This window comes from Curtobacterium sp. PhB25 (genome assembly GCF_004365375.1).
Lineage (GTDB): Bacteria > Actinomycetota > Actinomycetes > Actinomycetales > Microbacteriaceae > Curtobacterium.
The window spans coordinates 238,966-257,176 of the sequence record NZ_SODR01000002.1; the positions used below are offsets into that span (position 1 = coordinate 238,966).

Below are 18,211 nucleotides of genomic sequence, written 5' to 3' on the forward strand. Positions count from 1 at the left end.
ACATGGACCAGCGCACCATCCTCCGCCTGGCGGCCGAGGTCCCCGACCACGACGGCTTCCCGCTCGTCGACGACCTGCACGCCCGGTTCGACGCGCTCGCAGCGTCCCACCCGGACCAGGTCACGGTCACCCGGATCGGCACCAGCCGGCTCGGCGAACCACTGCACTCCTACCGGATCGGCACCGGGTCGCACGCCGCCGTCGTGGTCGGCGGCGTGCACCCGAACGAACCGATCGGTTCGTGGACGGCCCTGCACCTCGCCGAGACGGTGCTCACCGACGACGACGTTCGTGCGCTCGACGTCACCTGGCACATCGTCCCGACGATCGACCCGGACGGCATGCGGCTCAACGAGGCGTGGCTCAACGACCCGCACGACCGGGTGTTCTACTCGCGGCACTTCTACCGCCCGGCACCGGACAGCCAGGTGGAGTGGACGTTCCCGAACAGCCACAAGTCGGTGTACTTCGACCAGGTGCTGCCGGAGACGCTCGCGTTCATGCGGCTCATCGACGACACCGAGCCGGACCTGCTGGTGTCGCTGCACAACGGCGAGATGGGCGGGGTCTACTACTACCTGTCCGAGGACCTGCCCGACGTCGTCGACACCCTGCACGCAGTCCCCGCCGCGCTCGGGCTGCCGCTCGACACCGGGGAGCCCGAGTCACCGTTCCTGCGCGAACTCGCCCCCGCGGTGTTCGCGATGGACGGGATCGAGACCGCGTACGACTACCTCGAAGGACTCGGGGTCGACCCGGGCGAGCACATCCACGGTGCGTCGAGCGCGGCGTGGGCGATGCGGCACGGAGCACTGTGCATGGTCGCCGAACTGCCGTACTGGAGCCACCCGGACGCCGACGACCAGACCCCGACCGACGAGTCGTACGCCGACCTGCTGCGCCGCTGCTCCGCCGAGCTCGGTGCCTCGGGCGAGGAACTCCAGCAGCTGCTCGACGAGGCGTCGCCGATGCTGTCGATCGAGTCGCCGTTCCTCGAGGCGTCGCGGGCCTTCGTGCCGATGCTCGTCGGCACGGCGGACACCGACCGCCGCCGGGCCGACCGCGAGCCGGCCGACCGGCGGGCCACCGTCGCGGAGCGCTTCGGCTGCGAGGACCTGGTCCGCTGCTTCCGGCTGCGCTACGGCGGCATGCTGCTGCGCGCGTTCGAGGCGGAGACCACCGCCGGTACGGCGTCCGCGCCGCTCCGGCGCCTGCGCGACCGCCTGGCGGAGCGCTACGCGCACTGGCAGGCCGACGCCGCCACCGAGGCGGACCCGATCCCGGTGCGGAAACTGGTGGGGGTGCAGTACGGGGCGATCCTCGCCTGCGCGAGCCACGTCGCCGAAGGCGACGACGGAAGGCACAGTGCGGACCCGACCCGTGCCTCCCGTCCGGTGTCGGCGGCCGTGTCGGGAGGCGCGTGATGCGTCCGACGCTCGCCGTCGGTCGCCGGCTCGGCGGCCTGGCCATCGTGTTCCTCGGGGTGACGTTCCTCATCTACGCGATGACGTTCGCGCTGCCCGGTGACCCGATCCGGGCGCTCGGCGGCGACCGGCCGCTCAGCGACGCGGTCGTCCGCACGCTCCGGGCCGAGTACCACCTGGACCAGCCGCTCTGGCTGCAGTACGTGCAGTACGTCGGCGGGCTGTTCCGCGGCGACTTCGGCACCGACTTCAACGGGCAGTCCGTCGGCGAGCAGATGGCCTCGCGGTGGCCCGTCACGATCACCCTGGCGCTCACCGCGTGGGCCCTCGAGATCGTCCTGGGCATCGGGCTCGGGGTGCTCTCCGCCCTGAAGCGCGGGACCGCCCTCGACAAGACGGTGCTGGTCGGCACCATCGTTGTCGGTGCGATCCCCGTGTTCGTCCTCGGCGTCGCCCTGCAGCTGGTGTTCTCGGTGCGGCTGCACTGGTTCCCGGTCGCCGGCGTCACCGCAGGCTGGCCGACGGCGTACATCCTGCCGGCGTTCGTCATCGCGCTGTTCGGGCTCGCCGCGGTGTCCCGGCTCACCCGTACTTCGATGATCGAGACCCTCGACGCCGACTACGTCCGGACCGCACGGGCCAAGGGGCTCGCACCCGGTCGGATCGTCGGCGTGCACGTGATGCGGAACTCGCTCATCCCCACCGCCACCTACCTGGCGACCGACCTCGGGTACCTGATGGGCGGCACCGTGATCATCGAGGGCATCTTCAACCTGCCCGGCGTCGGGAACCTGCTGTTCCAGGGCATCCGGTCGCACGAGGGCGCCGTCGTCGTCGGCATCTCGACCGCGCTCATCCTGGTGTTCCTCGTCACGAGTGTGCTCGTCGACCTGCTGCACGCCGCCCTCGACCCCCGCGTCCGGACCGGAGCAGCCGCATGACCACCTCAGCGCTCAGCGCCACCGTCGAACCCGTCGTCGGCGGCCGACGACGACCACTGCTGGCCGCGGCCCGTACCCCGGGCTTCTGGGTGCCCGCGTCGGTCCTGGTCGTCGTGCTGCTCATCGCGTCGTTCCCGCAGCTGTTCGCCGGACTGTTCGGCCACGGCGACCCCCGGGTGTGCGACCTCGGGCAGAGCGGCGCCTCGCCGACCAGCGGACACCCGTTCGGCTTCGATCTGCAGGGCTGCGACGTGTACGCCAACGTCGTGTACGGCACCCGGTCGTCGATCGCCGTCGCGGTGCTCACCACCGTGCTCGCCGGCATGGTCGCCGTCGTCGTCGGGACGATCGCCGGCATGGTCGGCGGCTGGGTCGACGCCGTGCTCGCCCGCCTGACCGACGTGTTCCTCGGCTTCCCGTTCCTGCTCGGCGCCGTCGTGGTGCTCAACAGCGTGGGGGAGCGGTCCGTGCTGACGGTGTCGCTCGTGCTCGCGCTGTTCGGGTGGCCGACGATGGCCCGGCTCGTGCGGTCGAGCGTCCGCAGCGTGCGGAACGCCGAGTTCGTGCTCGCCGCCCGCACGATGGGGCTGTCGACCTGGCGGATCACCACCCGGTACGTGCTGCCGTCGTCGATCTCGCCGCTGCTCGTGCTCGCGACCATCACCGTCGGCGGCGTCATCGTGTCCGAGTCGTCGCTGACCTACCTCGGCATCGGGCTCGAGAGCCCGGCGATCTCGTGGGGGCTGCAGCTCTCCGCCGCGACGTCGCAGTTCCTCCGCGCCCCGCACATGCTCATCGCACCCGCGGCGTTCCTCGCCGTCACGGTGCTCTCCGTCATCGCGCTCGGCGACACGCTGCGCGCCGCGCTCGACCCGCGTCGGCGCTGACCTGCACGGTGCACGCCGCGTCGCGGTGGGCACCGTCGCGACCGACGCGCCAGACTCGAACCACCGCCCTTCGAAAGGACCACCGTGACCGACACCCTCTCCGCGTACCGGAAGACCCTGCCCTACATCCACGAGTGGGTGTCGTACAAGGTCTGGCAGCTGCGGGTGCCGGGCGTGCAGGTCGCCATCGGGTTCGGCGGCGAGGTGCTGTTCGACGAAGCCTGGGGCTACGCCGACGTCGAGGCCGGGCGCCGCCTGACCACCACCGACCTGTTCCGCATCGCCTCGCACTCGAAGACCTTCACCGCGACGGCACTGCTCCAGCTCGCCGAGCGCGGGTCGCTCCGGCTCGACGACACCGTCGGCACGTACGTCCCGGCGCTGGTCGACGGCGGCTCCCCGCTCGCCGACGCCACGATCCGTGAGCTCATGGAGATGGGTGCCGGGGTCATCCGCGACGGCCACGACGGCGACTACTGGTCGCTTCTGCGCCCGTTCCCCGACGAGCAGGAGCTGCTGGCACTCGTGCTCGACCGCGGGCAGAAGGTCCCCACCGGGTCGTCGTTCAACTACTCGAACCTCGGCTACTCGCTGCTCGGGCTCGTCATCGCCGCGGTCTCCGGACAGTCCTACAACGACTTCGTCCGCGAGTCGATCACCGAACCCCTGGGCCTGCGGAACACCGGCCCGGACTGGGACCCCACGCGCGCCGACGACTTCGTGGTCGGGTACACCGGGTTCCACACCGCGCGGCAGCGGCAGCGCATCGACCACGTGGACACCCACGCCATGGCCGCCGCCACCGGGTTCCACGGCACCGCCTCCGACCTGGTCAAGTACTTCTCCCAGCACGTCATCGGGGCCGGCAGCCTGCTCGACGACCACTCGAAGCGACTCGCGCAGCGCAAGGCCTGGAGCGCCACCGACGACCCGGCCGCCCGCGGCTACGGCGCCGGGTTCATCGTCGACCGCATCGGAGGCCGCGACGTCCGCGGCCACTCGGGCGGGTTCCCCGGGCACATCACGCAGTCGCTGTTCGACCCGGCATCCGGACTCGTCGTGTCGGTCATGACGAGCGCCGCCGCGGGGCCCGCCACCCTCATCGCCACCGCCGTCGTGCAGATGCTCGACGCCGCGGCGGACACGTCCGCGCCGGGTACTCCCGTGCCCGACGACGTCGACACCGCCGCGTACACCGGACGCTTCGCCAACCCGTGGGGCGTCAGTGACATCGCCCGCATCGGCGACCGGCTCGTCGAGGTCGACCCGTCCGGACCCGAACCGCTCGACACCCCCACCCGGCTCGAGGTCGTCGACGCGGACACGCTCCGGATGACGCACGGCAACCGCTTCGGCTCGGTCGACGAGGACATCACCTTCACGCGCGACGCCGACGGTACCGTCCGGTCGATCCGCGCCGGCGGTGGCATGACCGAGGAACCGTGGGCGATCCCGACCGAGTCGCCCGAGGTCGCGGCAGGGCTGGCACCGTGAGCGACGTCGACGGTCGGGGCGACGGTGTCGGGCCCGACGACGTCGTGCTCGAACCCGAGCGTCAGGCGTTCGTCGAGGAGTTCGCCCTCATGCTCAACGACGGCGCCGGCATGCCCCTGACCGACGCCCGCGTGCTCGGCTACCTCATGATGACCCGCGCGCCGCACTCGTCGTCCGCCGATCTCCAACGTGCCCTCGGCGCCAGCTCGGGCTCGGTCTCGATGGCGACGCGCCGGCTCGTCGACTCCGGGTTCGTGAAGCGGCAGATCGTCGCCGGCGAGCGCAGCCACTACTTCCGCGCCGAGGCCGACGTCTGGGGCTCCTGGCTCGCCGGCGAACGGAAGTACCTCGACCGGCAGCGCGACATCATCGGACACGGCCTGGCGGTGGTCGAGCACGCCGGCCGCACCGGGGCGGGCGACGTCGACGCCGAGGTCCGCGAGCGCCTGCTCAACGGCCGCGACTACATGCAGTGGTTGCAGGGCCACCACCACAAGATGCTCGAGGACTGGGAGGCGTTCAAGGCCGCCCGCGACCGCACCGACCGCTCGGAGACCCCATGACCGACGTCCTGACCGTCGACCACCTGTCCGTGACCTTCGACGTCGACGGCGCCGAGGTCCGCGCGGTCGACGACGCCTCGTTCGCCGTCGGCCGCGGCGAGGTCGTCGCCGTCGTCGGGGAGTCCGGATCCGGCAAGAGCATGACCGCGATGACGGCGATGGGGATCGCGCCGGACGGCGCGCGCTCCTCTGGCAGCATCCGGCTCGGCGACCTCGAGGTGCTCGGCACCGACGAACGCACCCTGCGCGGGGTCCGCGGCCGCAGCGTGTCGATGATCTTCCAGGACCCGTCGGCCGCGCTCAACCCCGTGTTCACGGTCGGGTTCCAGCTGGCCGAGGCCGTCCGCCGCGCCGACGCCTCGCACGACCGCGCCGCCGTCCGTGCGCGCTCGCTCGAACTCCTGCGTGCCGTCGAGGTGCCGGAACCCGAACGCCGGCTGGGCCAGTACCCGCACGAGCTCTCCGGCGGTCAGGCGCAGCGGGTGATGATCGCGATGGCGCTCGCCGCCGACCCCGACCTGCTCATCGCCGACGAGCCGACGACCGCACTCGACGTCACGGTGCAGGCCGAGGTGCTCGACGTCCTGCGTGCGCTGCGCGAACGCACCGGCACCGCGATCCTCCTCATCACCCACGACATGGGCGTCGTCGCCGACATCGCCGACCGCGTGGTCGTCATGCGCCGCGGTCGCGTCGTCGAGACGGGCACCGTCGCCGCGGTCTTCGCCGCACCGTCCGCCGACTACACCCGCGATCTGCTCGCTGCGGTCCCACGCATGGGCACCGAGACCGGACGGGAGGCGCGGGTCGACCCCGCCACGGAGGCCCCGTCGGTCGTCCTCGACGTCCGGCACCTCGTGGTCGAGTACGGCGGTGCACTGCGCGGGCGGTTCCGCGCGGTCGACGACGTGTCGTTCACGGTCGGTCGCGGTGAGATCGTCGGACTCGTGGGCGAGTCCGGCAGCGGCAAGACCACCATCGGCCGCGCCGCCGTGGGGCTGGCACCGATCACGTCCGGTTCGATCGTCGTCGAGGGCACCGACGTGGCGGTCGCCCGGCGAGCAGCTCGTCGCGAGATGCGGCGACACGTCGGCGTGGTCTTCCAGAACCCGCTCCGGTCGCTCAACCCGCGCTACACGGTCGGACAGACCGTCGCCGAGCCGCTCCGGCAGATCCTGCGCCTGCCGTCTGCCCAGATCGACGAACGCGTGGACCGGCTGCTCGCCGACGTCGGCCTGGACGGCGGGTACCGCGAACGCTTCCCGCACGAGCTCTCCGGCGGCCAACGGCAGCGCGTCGCGATCGCCCGCGCCGTCGCGCTCGACCCCGCACTGCTCATCGCCGACGAGCCGACGAGCGCACTCGACGTCTCGGTGCAGGCGCGGGTGCTCGACGTCTTCCGGGAGCTGCAGGAACGCCTCGGCTTCGCGTGCCTGTTCGTCACCCACGACCTCGCCGTGGTCGACACGCTGTGCGACCGGGTCGTCGTGCTGCACGGCGGTAAGGTCGCCGAGCAGGGGACCCGCGACGCCATCCTCCGGTCGCCGCAGGACCCCTACACGCGTCGACTCATCCAGGCCGCGCCGGTACCCGACCCGGACGAGCAGGCAGTGCGCCGATCCGAGCGCCTGGCGGCACGGGTCGGCTGAGGGGCGCTCGCCGGCCCTGGTGCCCTGCGGCCGCAGCGGCCCTGCGGTCTCAGCGTCGTTGCGGAGTCAGCGCACCTCGGCCGAGGCCCAGAGCGCGTTCACGCCCCGACCCACCGGACGCAGGAGCGGGACCGCGACGAGCACCGTCGCCGCCAGGTAGGCCACGGTCTGCAGCAGCCCCGGGACGGAGAACGCGATGCCGAGTGCCTCCTGCGGCAGCGCCGTGAGGAGCACCGCGTTCGACAGCAGCGCGGTGACGAACCACAGTGACGCCGCCACGGTGACGACCCAGCCGAGGGCCCGCTGCACGCCGTCCTCGTTCCGGACGGTCAGCACGCCGAACGCCACGAGTGCACCCTGCGCGACGACGACGAGCACCGCGGTGGCCCAGCCCGGCGCCGGCCACAAAAGCGCGAACGCCAGGACCGACACCGCGAACGCGAGCGCCCGACGGTCCTGAGCGCGCACCGCGGCGACGAGCACGACCGCACCCGCCAGCCCGGCGAGCACCGTGGCGACGAGGAGCAGTCCGTTCGGCAGGTCCCACGGCGCGAGCCAGATCGTCCCCACCAGTCCACGCGCCCCGAACACGATCGCTGCGACGACCGCCGCGGCCGAAACCACCCGAACCCCCGTGATGTTCTGCATGCCCGCACACTACGCGCAGCCCGCGCGGCGGGGAAAGCATGTTCTGTCCGGGCGGCTGACGGTCCTGGTTCGCGAACCGCGGGACTCGTGAACCAGAACCGTCAGAACCTCCGAGGGAGGTCGGTGTCCGGTGCGTGGACCCGCTGGAGCGCGCGCCGCATGGAGGCGGTGGTGCTGAAGCCGAAGCGTGCAGCGACCTCGGCGGGAGGGTCACCCCGGGTGAGTGCACTCCGGACGCCGAGGCTCCGGAACCACCGCCCGAGCTGGGCCGGCGTGCAGCCCGTCGTCTCGAAGCACCGACGCTCGAGGGTGCGCGGAGACATCCGGACGCCGTCGAGCAGGTCCGCGGTCGAGTGTCCACCCGCCGGTTCGAAGAGCCGGTCGAGGACCCTCGCCAGACTGTTGTCGCGGAGCAAGGGCGGTGGGTTGTCGTGGAGCACGGTCGTGACCACGAGTCGCGCGAGCGCATCCTGCTGCACGCCGTGCCACCGGCCGCCGTCGAGGTGACCGACGTGCCGCAGCGCCAGCACGACGTCCGCCGACGGGAAGCCCGCGGGCTGGGTGGTGGCGATCGACGGGAGCGCGAGGACCTCGGCAGCGAGTGGCCCCAGCGTCGCCGATCCGACGACGACGCCGGTGTCGGCGAACAGGGCCTCGTGCGGGAAGTCGTACGAAGGAGCAGTTCGAGGCGGACCGTGCCGCTCGGGGTCGGAGCCGATCGACGTCGTCGGGTGCTGCTCGACCAGTGCGGCTCCACCAGCCTCGACGAACACGAGTGTGTCGTCGCGGTGGAGCCAGACCGGCCGGTGCCGGGTCGCGACCCAGGCGTGCGTACCGTCCGGATCGAGATCGAGCGTCCAGCGGTCGTCGTCGGATCGGATCTCCTCGCCGGGGCCGACCTCGAGGCCGACGGCGTCGATCAGTGCTCGGAGTGCGTCGCCCATCACCACGAGCATGTCCTGCGGGCCGTCCCGCGACGATCGGCCTCGGGAGATCTGTGGAGAGGGGGGATAACCCCACCCGGGGTGGGGAGGGGGCAGGATGGGGGAACGGCCCCGTGATCGCGAGGCTGGAGTCATGACCGACACCGACCGCCTCGACCAGGCGCGAACCGTCCCGCTGGACGACGTCACGCCCTCGCCCGACCAGGCCCAGACCGTCCCGCTGGGCGACTCCGTCCCACCTGGAGCCACCAAGCCGATGCCGCAGTACCCGCGACAGCACGACCAGCAGACGCCGCCGGCGTCGTGGGGAGCGACCCCGCCGAACGGATCGGCACCGGGTGGCGGCCGGGGCGGCAGCGCGGGCTCCGGCATGACCGCCGGCGCGTTCTACCGCGAGTCGTGGAAGCGCCTGCCGCGCGACTTCGGCTACATGGCCCTGACCGGGGTGCTGCTCTGCACGCTCTACTTCGCGTTCCCCGCGGCGATCTTCGGCGGCGGCTTCCGCGACCTGTTCAACCCGTTCGTGCTGCTGATGTTCTTCATCGCGCTGTTCGTGGCGCGGTGGCTCGGACAGTTCGAGAAGCTCCGCATCGGATGGGCAGACCGGCGTCCGATCCGCCCGGTGGACTGGACGCCCCGCTGGCAGCAGAACTGGTGGACGCGCACCGGTTCCGCGGTCGCCAACCCGCACTACTGGCTCTACCTGCTGCACGCAGCGGTCGTCTACCCGCTCGTCGCGCTCTTCACCGTGGGCGCCGGCGTCCTGCTGCTCGCCGGGTTCCTCTGGCCCGTCGGACTCGCGGTGGTCGCGTTCGCGAACGGCCTGAGCGCGCAGTACTTCGGGTGGGACATGACCTCCGTCGTCGGGTTCGGGTTCCTCGGACTGCTGTCGATGGCCGCCTCGGTCGTGCTGTTCCCGCTCTGGGCCCGTGGCTCAGTCATCGCGCACTACTGGGTGGACTTCGGTCTGCTCGGCGGGTTCCGTGCCGAGCAGCTCGAGCAGCGCGTCGCCGGACTCCAGGCCTCCCGTGCCGGTGCCGTGACCGCCGAGGGTCAGGCCCTGCGCCAGATCGAGCGCGACCTGCACGACGGCCCCCAGCAGCGCCTGGTGCGGCTCCGGATGGACCTGTCGGCAGCGGAACGCGCGTTCGAGAAGGACCCGCAGAAGGCGAAGCAGCTGATCGGCGAGGCCTCCGAGCACGCGCAGGACGCCCTCGACGAACTGCGTGCGCTGTCCCGCGGGTTCGCCCCGCCGATCCTGCTCGACCGCGGGCTCGTGGCGGCCCTCGAAGCGCTCGTCGCCCGCACCCCGATCCCGGTCGGCCTCGACGTCCGCCTGCCCGAGGGCCTCGAGCTCGCGACGGAGATCCAGCGCAACGTGTACTTCACGGTGAGCGAGCTCCTGACGAACACCATGAAGCACGCCGGTGCCACGACCGCCGGGGTGTACCTCGGCCTCGTGGTCGACGCCTCCGGGCTCTGGTACCTGACCGTCAGCGTGACCGACGACGGCCGCGGCGGAGCACGACCCCAGCAGGGCCACGGCATCGAGGGCCTGATCGGCCGGATGCGCGCGCTCGACGGCGACCTGGTCGTCGCGAGCCCCGAGGGCGGCCCGACCGAGGCCACGGCGCGGATCCCGCTCGGTGCCCTGAACGGCGTCCCCACGACGGCGAACCCGCGGTCGTGACCCCACGGGAGCGCCTGCGCTCCCACTAGGCTGGTCGGCATGACAGACGGCCCGGATGCAGCACGCATCCGGGCCGTCGTCGTCGACGACGCCGTCCTGCTGCGCGAGGGCCTGGCCCGCGTGCTCGACGAAGCCGGCATCGACGTCATCGGTCAGTACGCCGACGCCCGTGCGTTCCTCGCGACGCTGCCGGACGGCGCTCCCGACGTCGTTGTCATGGACGTCCGGATGCCGCCGACCTTCACCGACGAAGGCGTCCGCGCCGCCGTCGAGACCCGCCGGATCGCCCCGCGCACCGGGGTCCTGCTCCTCTCGCAGTACGTCGAGGCCACCTACGCCGAAGACGTCCTCGCCGCCGGTGCGACGGGCATCGGCTACCTGCTCAAGGACCGCGTCACCCGGCTCGAGGAGATCGACGACGCCGTTCGTCGGATCGCGGCCGGTGGCACCGTGCTCGACCCCGAGGTCGTCACGCAGCTGATGAGCCGGCGGCGCGACCCACTCGCCGCGCTCACCCCGCGCGAACGCGACGTGCTCGGCCTGATGGCCGAGGGTCGCACGAACGCAGCCATCGCCCGCGCCCTCGTCATCGGCACCGGCGCCGTCGAGAAGCACGTGTCGAGCATCTTCGGCAAGCTCGCGCTCGAGGACACCGGCGAGGACCACCGCCGCGTCCTCGCCGTGCTCGCCTACCTCGGATGAGCCGGTCCCGCGGATGAACCAGGCCCGCGGCACCGACCGGATCCCGGCTCCGCTGCTCGCCCTCACCGCGATGGTGTCCGTCCAGCTCGGGGCCGCGATCGCGAAGACCCACTTCGACGACGTCGGCGCGGTCGGGGCCGCGACGCTCCGGCTCGTCATCGGCGCGGTGGTGCTCGCGCTGGTCGTCCGTCCTCGCATCGGGCACTGGACCCGCGCGCAGTGGCTCGGCGCGGTCGGCCTCGGGCTGGCGCTCGGCGGGATGAACGTCTTCATCTACCTGTCGTTCGCGAGCATCCCGATCGGCGTCGCGGTGACGATCGAGTTCCTCGGCCCGCTCGCCCTGTCCCTCGTGCACACCCGGCGGTGGCGGGACGCGCTCTGGGCCGCCCTGGCGCTCGCCGGCGTCGTGCTGCTCGGGGTCGGCCCGAGCGCCGTGACCGAGGTCGGCGGCGTGGTCTGGGCCGTGCTCGCGGCGGCGTGCTGGGCGGGCTACATCGTGATGAACCGGCACGTCGGCGCCGCGATCCCGGGTGTCGACGGCCTGGTGGTGTCGATGGTGGTCGCGATGCTCGTGTCGCTGCCGTTCGGGCTCCCGTCCGCGATCGACGGCGTGGTCCGCGAACCCGTGCTCCTGCTCGTCTTCGGCGCCGTCGCCGTGCTGTCGAGCGTGCTGCCCTACGCCCTCGAGATGCTGGCGTTGCGGCGGATGCCGACGCGGGTGTTCGGCGTGCTGCAGAGTCTCGGCCCGGCGATCGCCGCGCTGGCCGGCCTCGTGGTGCTCAGTGAGGGGCTGTCCGCGCTGGAGACGGTGGCGCTGGTGTGCGTCACCGCTGCCAGCGTCGGCGTCACGCTGTCCGCGCGCCGCCGACGCCGCTGAACGACCGTCTACTCGTCGCCGAGGAAGTCGGCGTACGTGGGTTCCGTGCGCTCACCCGACAGCAGGGCCGGATCGTTGACCCGGGCCTCGACGTAGGCGCTGATGACCTCGGGCGGGGTGAGCACGTGGGCGACCCAGGACGGCACCGCTGTGTTCTTCATGGTGCCTCCTCGTCCCGGAGCGGCACTCGAACGAATGCCTCGATCAGTGAGTTACTTGCCGAACCGGTGTTCGACAAACCATCCTCGGGGTGCGAGTAGAAGTCAACGCGCTGCGTTCTGCGGACTCCGCATCGCGCGTTCCGCCTGGTCGGCACGCAGGGTGCGGTGCTTCACGGCCGACCGCCACACCCAGGCGTCCGCCTGCTGTCCGAACTGCGCCCACTCGACCATGACGGCATCACGGGTCCAGCTCTTCGCGAAGGCCTTCACCCGGACGTGGAAGGTCGGGAACTGGATCCACGCCCAGACCGGCACGGGCGTGACGGCGTGGCAGACGTCGGGCCCGCGGGCGTCCTCGGACAGCGAGTAGGCGCGCGGACGTTCGACCTCCGGGTGTTCCGGGGGCTGCCACCGGTTCTCGCGACGCCGTCCCACGACGGTATTCGAACGTGTGTTCGAACGGGAGTCAAGTCCGCCGCGCGCCGTTGACCTCGGCCGGACACCTGCTGGGCGTGTCGGATGGTGTCGACGGCGGGTCAGGACCCCGCGCGTGCCGTCGACTCCCGGACGCTGAGGGTCAGTGGTGGCCCGGGGCGTGACGGCAACGGGGCATCGGCGTCGATCTGCGCGCGCAGGAGCGTCGCCGCGCGCTGTCCGAGCTCCACGGTGTCGCGGGTCAGCGAGGTGATGGACGGCCGGACGAGCTGGATCATCGCCGAGTCGTCGAAGGACACGATCGAGACGTCGGTCGGCACCGCGACGCCCATCTCGCTCGCGACCCCGAGCCCGGCGACCGCCAGGACGTCGTTGTCGTACACGATCGCCGTCGGTCGGCTGCTGCGGGACAGCAGGGTCCGGGTCGCACTCGCGCCGGCCTCGGCCGAGTAGTCGGTCGGGATCGACACGGCGTCCGTGAGCCCCTCGGCCGCCGCGAAGGCCCGGACCCGGCCGATCCGCATGGCGGTGTGCTCGAACTCGGGGCGCCCGGCGACGTGCGCAATCCGCCGGTGCCCGAGCGCGTGCAGGTACCGCAGGACCGTGTCGGTCGCGTCGCCGTCGTCGATCCACACGCTCGGTGCGGAGCCCTCGGGTGAGGGGTGAGAGCCGACGACGACCGCGGGCATGCCGAGTTCGGCGAGCAGGGTGAGCCGGTCGTCGTCGCGCCGCGGGTCGATGAGGACGACGCCGTCGACCCGGTGCCCACGCCACCACGCCCGGTAGGTCTCGAGTTCCTCGGCCGCGTCGCGCGCCACGAGCAGGTTCATCCCGACGTGGGTGCCGGCGAGCCCGAGCTGGATGCCGGAGATCAGGTCGCCGAAGAACGACTCGGTGCCGAGTGTGCGGGCCGGCCGGTTCAGCACGAAGCCGATCGAGCCGGCCTTCGCGCCGCCCAGGGCGCGTGCTGCGGTGTGTGGTTGCCAGTCGAGTTCGCGGGCGATCGCGCGGACGCGTTCGCGGGTCTCGTCGGACACGCCGGGGCGGTCGTTGAGGGCGAAGGAGACCGCGCTGACGGACACGCCGGCACGCGCGGCGATGTCGGAGATCGTCGTTCGACGGTTCGTGGCCACGGGCTTGACTATAGCGTTTTAGTCGTTCATAGTCACTGCCACAAGCGGGTTCAGGGACAGGAACTGAACCGGTTCAGCACGATGACCACGCAGGATGACGAGGGAGTCAGACGCCATGAGGACCACCACACGTGCGACGAGGAGCCGCGCCGCAGCGCTGCTCGCAGGAGCTGCCGCCACGGCACTCGTCCTGACGGGCTGCTCGAGCGGCGGCAACGCGGCCGACACCGGCAGCGGGGAGATCAGCGGGTCGATCACGCTGCAGACGTGGGCGCTCACGCCGACGTACACGGGCTACCTGAACGGGGTGATCGCCGACTTCGAGAAGGCCCACCCCGACGCGAAGGTCAAGCTGCAGGACCAGCCAGGCGACGGCTACGCCGACAAGGTGCTCAGCCAGGCGTCGTCGAACTCGCTGCCCGACGTCATCAACCTGCCGCCGGACATCGCCCTGCCGCTCGCGAAGCGTGGGTTCCTGCAGGACGTCGCGAAGGACGACACGAAGCTCGCGAGCACGTACGTCGCCGGCGCGCTCGATTCCTACAAGTACAAGGGCGTCGACGGAACGTTCGGCTACCCCTGGTACCTCAACACCGACGTCGACTACTGGAACGCGACGATGTTCGCGAAGTGCGGCCTCGACGCGAAGAACCCGCCGAAGACCACCGACGAGCTGTTCACGCAGGCGAAGACCATGCACGAGAACTGCCCGACCGACTACCTGATGAGCCGGAAGCCCGGTCTCGGCGACTTCACCCTGGCCGGCGTGAAGGTCCTCAACGCGGACGGCACGAAGTTCACCTTCGCCGACTCGTCGAAGGCCGCCGACCTGATCGAGCGCTACAAGGACGCATACCAGGACGGCTACATGCCCTCGAACGTGCTGAACAGCGACTACCTCGGCAACTCCACCCTGTTCACGCAGCAGAAGGTCGCCTGGACCACGGGCGGCGCCACCTCGCTCGCCGACTTCGAGAAGAACAACCCGTCGCTCAAGGGCAAGGTCACCGTCAGCCCGGCCCTCGACACCCCGCCGCTCTACGTGCAGGGCCTGTCGGTGTCCGCCAAGTCGAAGCACCTCGCCACCGCCGAGGCGTTCGCGAAGTTCATGACGAACGCGGAGAACCAAGAGGCGTTCGCGCACAAGGTCAACATCTTCCCGTCGACCACGTCGTCGCAGTCCGACCCGTACTTCTCGAAGGACGACGGCACCGTCAACGGCGAGGCCCGTGTCCTGGCGAACGAGGCCCTGAAGACCGCGAAGGTCCTCAACCCGGTCGAGGCGAACTCCGCGATGACGGACTTCCTCGACCAGCAGATCGCCCTCGCCATGAAGGGCCAGGTCGCGCCGGAGAAGGCGCTGCAGACGGCCCAGACCAAGATGAACAGCCTGCTGGCCAACGGCTGATGCGCGCCAACCGCTGGTTCACGCCCTGGCTGCTCGTCCTGCCGGCCCTCGTCTGGCTCGTCGCGTTCAGCCTCTGGCCGTCGATCAACACCGTCCGGCTGTCGTTCACGAACGCCAGCCCGCTGGGGGGCGTGAGCCAGTGGGTCGGGCTCAAGAACTTCGAGACCCTGCTCGCCGATCCGCAGGTGTGGGAGGCGCTGCTCAACAGCGTCATCTACATGGCGATCTGCCTGCCCCTGCTGACCGTGCTGCCGCTGCTCATCGCGGTGCTCGTCCAGCAGAAGCTGCCGGGGATCGCGTTCTTCCGCACGGCGTTCTACACGCCGGTCATCGCGTCGGCCGTGGTCGTCGGGCTCATCTGGACCTGGATCCTCGACGACCGCGGCGTCATCAACGAGATGGCGCAGGCGCTCGGCGTCGTGCAGGGCAGCGTCCCGTTCCTGACCGACCGGTGGCTGCTGCTCCTCAGCGCGATCAGCCTGACGGTCTGGAAGGGCCTCGGCTACTACATGATCATCTTCCTCGCGGCCCTCGGGAACGTCGGCAAGGACCTGCACGAAGCGGCCGCCCTCGACGGCGCCGGATCGGTGCGCCGGTTCTGGTCGGTCACCATGCCGGGGGTCCGCGGCACCATGACGCTCGTCGGGATCCTGGTGTGCGTCTCCGCGCTCCGGGTGTTCAGCGAGCTCTACATCCTCACCAACGGCACCGGTGGACCCGGCGGGCAGGACAACTCGCTCGTCATGCTCATCCAGCAGTACGCCCGCGGCTTCACCGGCAACCTCGGCTACGCGTCCGCCCTGAGCCTCCTGCTCTTCGTCGTGACGCTGATCCCGATGCTCGCCCTCGCGCGGATGAACAGCAAGGCGGACAAGTGACGAACACGACGACCACCGAACCCGCCCTGGGCGGGGCGCGCGGTGCAGCCAGCCCGACGCCGGACGTGACGGGCGCGACGGACGCGGGACGGGCCTCCCGGCCGAACGGACGAGACGGACGCAAGCGCCGCCGCGCGGTCTGGGGTGTCATGTCCACCCGCGAGAAGGTCGTGCGCTACGTCCTGCTCATCGTGGTGCTCTTCATCACGATCGGCCCGTTCCTGTGGCAGCTGTCCACCTCGCTCAAGGGCGCCGGCGAGGACATCTACACCGCGAACCCGTCGTTCATCCCGACCGAGCCGACCATCGAGAACTACCTCAAGGTGGCCGCCGCGATCCCGGTCTGGCGCTACATCGGCAACTCGCTGCTCGTCGCCGCGATCGACGTGTTCGGCAACATCGTCTTCGCGACGCTCGCCGGCTTCGCCCTCGCGCGGCTGCAGTGGCGGCACCGCAAGCTCGTGCTCGGACTGTTCCTCGCCACCCTCGTCCTGCCCGGCGAGGCGACGATCATCTCGCAGTTCGTCACCGTCAAGGACCTCGGCCTCGCCGACAACCTGGTCGGCGTCGCCCTACCCGGCATGATCGCCGCACTCAACGTGCTGCTCATGTTCAACGCGTTCCGGCAGATCCCCGAGGAGATCGACCAGGCCGCGGTGATGGACGGTGCGAACGCGATGCAGCGGCTGCGGTACATCTCGTTGCCCGCCGTGCAGGGGACGATCGCCGTCATCGCGATCTTCTCGTTCATCGGGGCGTGGGACGACTTCCTGTGGCCACTCATCGTGCTGCAGTCGCCGGAGAACCTCACCCTGACCGTCGGGTTGCAGTACCTGCAGGGCACGTTCGCGACCGACCAGCGCATGATCGCCGCCGGCACCATGATCGCGTTCATCCCGATCGCCGTGATCTTCGCCGTCCTGCAGCGCTTCTTCTTCAAGGGCGTCGAAGAGGGCGGTGTGAAGGGCTGATGCGCTTCGGGGTCAACTACACGCCCTCGGTCGGCTGGTTCCACTCGTGGCTCGACTTCTCACCGTCGGACACCGCCAGAGACCTCGAGGCGATCGCCTCGCTCGGCGCCGACCACGTGCGGATCTTCCCGCTCTGGCCGGTGGTGCATCCGAACCGCACCCTCATCCGGGCGTCGGCACTGCAGGACGTCGCGACGGTCGTGGACATCGCCGGCTCGTTCGGACTCGACGTCAACGTCGACGCCCTGCAGGGGCACCTGTCGAGCTTCGACTTCGTGCCGTCGTGGCTGGACAGCTGGCACCGTCGGAACATGTTCACCGACCCGGACGTCGTCGCGTCGACCGCGGCGTACGTCCGGGCGCTCGCCGCAGCGGTCGCGGACAAGCCGAACCTCCTCGGCATCACCATCGGCAACGAGGTGAACCAGTTCGCGCACGCGCCGCACCCCGCCCCGCACGACATCACGGCGGAGCAGGGGCACGCGTGGGCGGCGGCGATGGTCGCGGCGGCACGGTCCGGGCTCGCGTCCGGTCCGTCCGGTTCGGCAGGTTCGGCAGGTTCGGCAGGTTCGTCCGGCCTGGAGGCCCGGGTCGACTCGTCCGCGTCGGCTCCGTCCGGCAGTGGGTCGCGTCCACGGCCGCTGGTCACCGTCGCGCAGTACGACGCGGCCTGGTACGACGACGCGCAGCCGTTCGGACCGGAGCACGCGGCGGACCACGGTGACGCCACCGTCACGCACTCGTGGGTGTTCAACGGCTCGGCGGCCCTGCACGGCGCACTCGGACCGGGATCGGTGCGGCACGGCGAGTACCTGCTCCAGCTCGCCGCCGCGTGGAACCGCGACCCCGCACGGCCGAACTGGCTGCAGGAAGTCGGGGCGCCCACCAACGTCGTCGCCCCGGAGGACGCCGCCTCGTTCACCGAGCAGACCATCCGGCACGTGCTCGGGGCGCAGCAGGTGCTCGGTGTCACGTGGTGGTGCTCGCACGACGTCGCCAGGTCGCTCGCCGACTTCCCGGAGCTCGAGTACGACCTCGGGCTCTTCACCAACGACGGCCGGATCAAGCCCGCGGGAGAGGCCTTCGCGGCCGTCGCACGGTCCGGCGCCACCGACACCGCTGCTGCGCCGCCGGCCACGGCGCTCGTGCTCGACGACGTGCTGCCCGACGGCTCGGACCGACACGGGATGCGTGCCGACTGCGCCCCCGGCGGACGGTTCGCCGCCGCCTGGCTCGCGGTCGCGTCGGCCGAACCGGACGGTCGCGGCCCGCAGGTCGTCCTGCGGTCCCGGCTCGGCGACACCGGGATGCTCGCCGCCCGTGGCATCGACCGGTGCGTCGACGTGCCCGCCGAGCTCGACTCCACCTCCATCCGCGTCGCGCACCCCGCGACCACGCGCTGACCC

The 18,211-nt window shown here is 71.3% G+C and carries 18 protein-coding genes; 13 read left to right on the top strand and 5 right to left on the bottom strand.

What is annotated here, in order from left to right:
• Window positions 1-2: 2 nt before the first annotated feature.
• The 6 genes from EDF51_RS05705 to EDF51_RS05730 all read left to right on the top strand — a co-directional run bounded on the left by EDF51_RS05705 (window position 3) and on the right by EDF51_RS05730 (window position 6,958).
• Window positions 3-1,424: a M14 family zinc carboxypeptidase gene (locus EDF51_RS05705; protein WP_134194116.1), complete on the top strand. Its 1,422-nt coding sequence runs from the start codon at window positions 3-5 to the stop codon at window positions 1,422-1,424.
• Window positions 1,424-2,365: an ABC transporter permease gene (locus EDF51_RS05710; protein WP_123293990.1), complete on the top strand. Its 942-nt coding sequence runs from the start codon at window positions 1,424-1,426 to the stop codon at window positions 2,363-2,365. The genes EDF51_RS05705 and EDF51_RS05710 overlap by 1 nt, the downstream gene beginning before the upstream one ends.
• A complete protein-coding gene (locus tag EDF51_RS05715; RefSeq protein ID WP_123938873.1) occupies window positions 2,362-3,252 on the top strand; it encodes an ABC transporter permease in 891 nt (296 codons plus the stop codon). Before EDF51_RS05710 ends, EDF51_RS05715 begins: the two co-directional genes overlap by 4 nt.
• 84 nt (window positions 3,253-3,336) lie before the next feature.
• The gene (locus EDF51_RS05720; protein WP_243837078.1) at window positions 3,337-4,746 is read left to right on the top strand and encodes a serine hydrolase; all 1,410 of its coding nucleotides are present in this window, start codon (window positions 3,337-3,339) and stop codon (window positions 4,744-4,746) included.
• Entirely contained in the window at window positions 4,743-5,309 is a 567-nt protein-coding gene (locus EDF51_RS05725; RefSeq protein WP_134194118.1) for a MarR family transcriptional regulator, read from the top strand. Before EDF51_RS05720 ends, EDF51_RS05725 begins: the two co-directional genes overlap by 4 nt.
• Entirely contained in the window at window positions 5,306-6,958 is a 1,653-nt protein-coding gene (locus EDF51_RS05730; RefSeq protein WP_134194120.1) for an ABC transporter ATP-binding protein, read from the top strand. The genes EDF51_RS05725 and EDF51_RS05730 overlap by 4 nt, the downstream gene beginning before the upstream one ends.
• Before the next feature lie 66 nt (window positions 6,959-7,024).
• Here EDF51_RS05730 and EDF51_RS05735 read toward each other — a convergent pair whose 3' ends face one another.
• Both EDF51_RS05735 and EDF51_RS05740 read right to left on the bottom strand, forming a co-directional pair.
• The gene (locus tag EDF51_RS05735; RefSeq protein WP_134194122.1) at window positions 7,025-7,606 is read right to left on the bottom strand and encodes a hypothetical protein; all 582 of its coding nucleotides are present in this window, start codon (window positions 7,604-7,606) and stop codon (window positions 7,025-7,027) included.
• A gap of 101 nt (window positions 7,607-7,707) precedes the next feature.
• Window positions 7,708-8,550: a helix-turn-helix domain-containing protein gene (locus tag EDF51_RS05740; RefSeq protein WP_166673496.1), complete on the bottom strand. Its 843-nt coding sequence runs from the start codon at window positions 8,548-8,550 to the stop codon at window positions 7,708-7,710.
• Between the two features lie 133 nt (window positions 8,551-8,683).
• Here EDF51_RS05740 and EDF51_RS05745 point away from each other — a divergent pair, with 133 nt between their 5' ends.
• The 3 genes from EDF51_RS05745 to EDF51_RS05755 are packed head-to-tail and all read left to right on the top strand — an operon-like array spanning window position 8,684 to window position 11,819.
• Window positions 8,684-10,240, top strand: coding sequence for a sensor histidine kinase (locus EDF51_RS05745; protein WP_123293985.1), 1,557 nt, complete (start codon window positions 8,684-8,686; stop codon window positions 10,238-10,240).
• A gap of 39 nt (window positions 10,241-10,279) precedes the next feature.
• Window positions 10,280-10,942, top strand: coding sequence for a response regulator transcription factor (locus tag EDF51_RS05750; RefSeq protein WP_111084503.1), 663 nt, complete (start codon window positions 10,280-10,282; stop codon window positions 10,940-10,942).
• A 13-nt stretch (window positions 10,943-10,955) separates the two neighbouring features.
• The gene (locus EDF51_RS05755) at window positions 10,956-11,819 is read left to right on the top strand and encodes an EamA family transporter (protein ID WP_134194126.1); all 864 of its coding nucleotides are present in this window, start codon (window positions 10,956-10,958) and stop codon (window positions 11,817-11,819) included.
• 8 nt (window positions 11,820-11,827) lie between these two features.
• Here the strand turns inward: EDF51_RS05755 and EDF51_RS19800 are convergent, their stop codons facing one another.
• The 3 genes from EDF51_RS19800 to EDF51_RS05765 form a co-directional block, all read right to left on the bottom strand.
• Window positions 11,828-11,980, bottom strand: a complete 153-nt coding sequence (locus tag EDF51_RS19800; protein WP_165901332.1) for a hypothetical protein — start codon at window positions 11,978-11,980, stop codon at window positions 11,828-11,830.
• A gap of 102 nt (window positions 11,981-12,082) precedes the next feature.
• The gene (locus EDF51_RS05760) at window positions 12,083-12,415 is read right to left on the bottom strand and encodes a hypothetical protein (RefSeq protein WP_123293983.1); all 333 of its coding nucleotides are present in this window, start codon (window positions 12,413-12,415) and stop codon (window positions 12,083-12,085) included.
• A 101-nt stretch (window positions 12,416-12,516) separates the two neighbouring features.
• A complete protein-coding gene (locus EDF51_RS05765) occupies window positions 12,517-13,548 on the bottom strand; it encodes a LacI family DNA-binding transcriptional regulator (RefSeq protein WP_131845431.1) in 1,032 nt (343 codons plus the stop codon).
• A gap of 115 nt (window positions 13,549-13,663) precedes the next feature.
• On the opposite strand from EDF51_RS05765, the gene EDF51_RS05770 reads away from it, so the two are divergent.
• Genes EDF51_RS05770 through EDF51_RS05785 form a run of 4 tightly spaced genes read left to right on the top strand, consistent with a single transcriptional unit; the run spans window position 13,664 to window position 18,208 of the window.
• Complete coding sequence (locus EDF51_RS05770) at window positions 13,664-14,956, top strand: sugar ABC transporter substrate-binding protein (protein WP_123293981.1); 1,293 nt, start codon at window positions 13,664-13,666, stop codon at window positions 14,954-14,956.
• Window positions 14,956-15,834 carry a sugar ABC transporter permease gene (locus EDF51_RS05775; RefSeq protein ID WP_111084508.1) on the top strand — a complete coding sequence of 293 codons (879 nt, stop codon included), beginning with the start codon at window positions 14,956-14,958 and terminating at the stop codon, window positions 15,832-15,834. The genes EDF51_RS05770 and EDF51_RS05775 overlap by 1 nt, the downstream gene beginning before the upstream one ends.
• A complete protein-coding gene (locus EDF51_RS05780; protein ID WP_207896044.1) occupies window positions 15,831-16,805 on the top strand; it encodes a carbohydrate ABC transporter permease in 975 nt (324 codons plus the stop codon). The genes EDF51_RS05775 and EDF51_RS05780 overlap by 4 nt, the downstream gene beginning before the upstream one ends.
• Window positions 16,805-18,208, top strand: a complete 1,404-nt coding sequence (locus EDF51_RS05785) for a cellulase family glycosylhydrolase (protein WP_134194128.1) — start codon at window positions 16,805-16,807, stop codon at window positions 18,206-18,208. Before EDF51_RS05780 ends, EDF51_RS05785 begins: the two co-directional genes overlap by 1 nt.
• Window positions 18,209-18,211 lie beyond the last annotated feature (3 nt).

Coding starts and splice junctions, on each gene's coding strand:
- EDF51_RS05705 (WP_134194116.1), top strand. CDS start 3: ATGGACCAGCGCACCATCCTCCGCCTGGCGGCCGAGGTCCCCGACCAC.
- EDF51_RS05710 (WP_123293990.1), top strand. CDS start 1,424: ATGCGTCCGACGCTCGCCGTCGGTCGCCGGCTCGGCGGCCTGGCCATC.
- EDF51_RS05715 (WP_123938873.1), top strand. CDS start 2,362: ATGACCACCTCAGCGCTCAGCGCCACCGTCGAACCCGTCGTCGGCGGC.
- EDF51_RS05730 (WP_134194120.1), top strand. CDS start 5,306: ATGACCGACGTCCTGACCGTCGACCACCTGTCCGTGACCTTCGACGTC.
- EDF51_RS05735 (WP_134194122.1), bottom strand. CDS start 7,606: ATGCAGAACATCACGGGGGTTCGGGTGGTTTCGGCCGCGGCGGTCGTC.
- EDF51_RS05740 (WP_166673496.1), bottom strand. CDS start 8,550: ATGGGCGACGCACTCCGAGCACTGATCGACGCCGTCGGCCTCGAGGTC.
- EDF51_RS05745 (WP_123293985.1), top strand. CDS start 8,684: ATGACCGACACCGACCGCCTCGACCAGGCGCGAACCGTCCCGCTGGAC.
- EDF51_RS05750 (WP_111084503.1), top strand. CDS start 10,280: ATGACAGACGGCCCGGATGCAGCACGCATCCGGGCCGTCGTCGTCGAC.
- EDF51_RS05755 (WP_134194126.1), top strand. CDS start 10,956: ATGAACCAGGCCCGCGGCACCGACCGGATCCCGGCTCCGCTGCTCGCC.
- EDF51_RS19800 (WP_165901332.1), bottom strand. CDS start 11,980: ATGAAGAACACAGCGGTGCCGTCCTGGGTCGCCCACGTGCTCACCCCG.
- EDF51_RS05770 (WP_123293981.1), top strand. CDS start 13,664: ATGAGGACCACCACACGTGCGACGAGGAGCCGCGCCGCAGCGCTGCTC.
- EDF51_RS05775 (WP_111084508.1), top strand. CDS start 14,956: ATGCGCGCCAACCGCTGGTTCACGCCCTGGCTGCTCGTCCTGCCGGCC.
- EDF51_RS05785 (WP_134194128.1), top strand. CDS start 16,805: ATGCGCTTCGGGGTCAACTACACGCCCTCGGTCGGCTGGTTCCACTCG.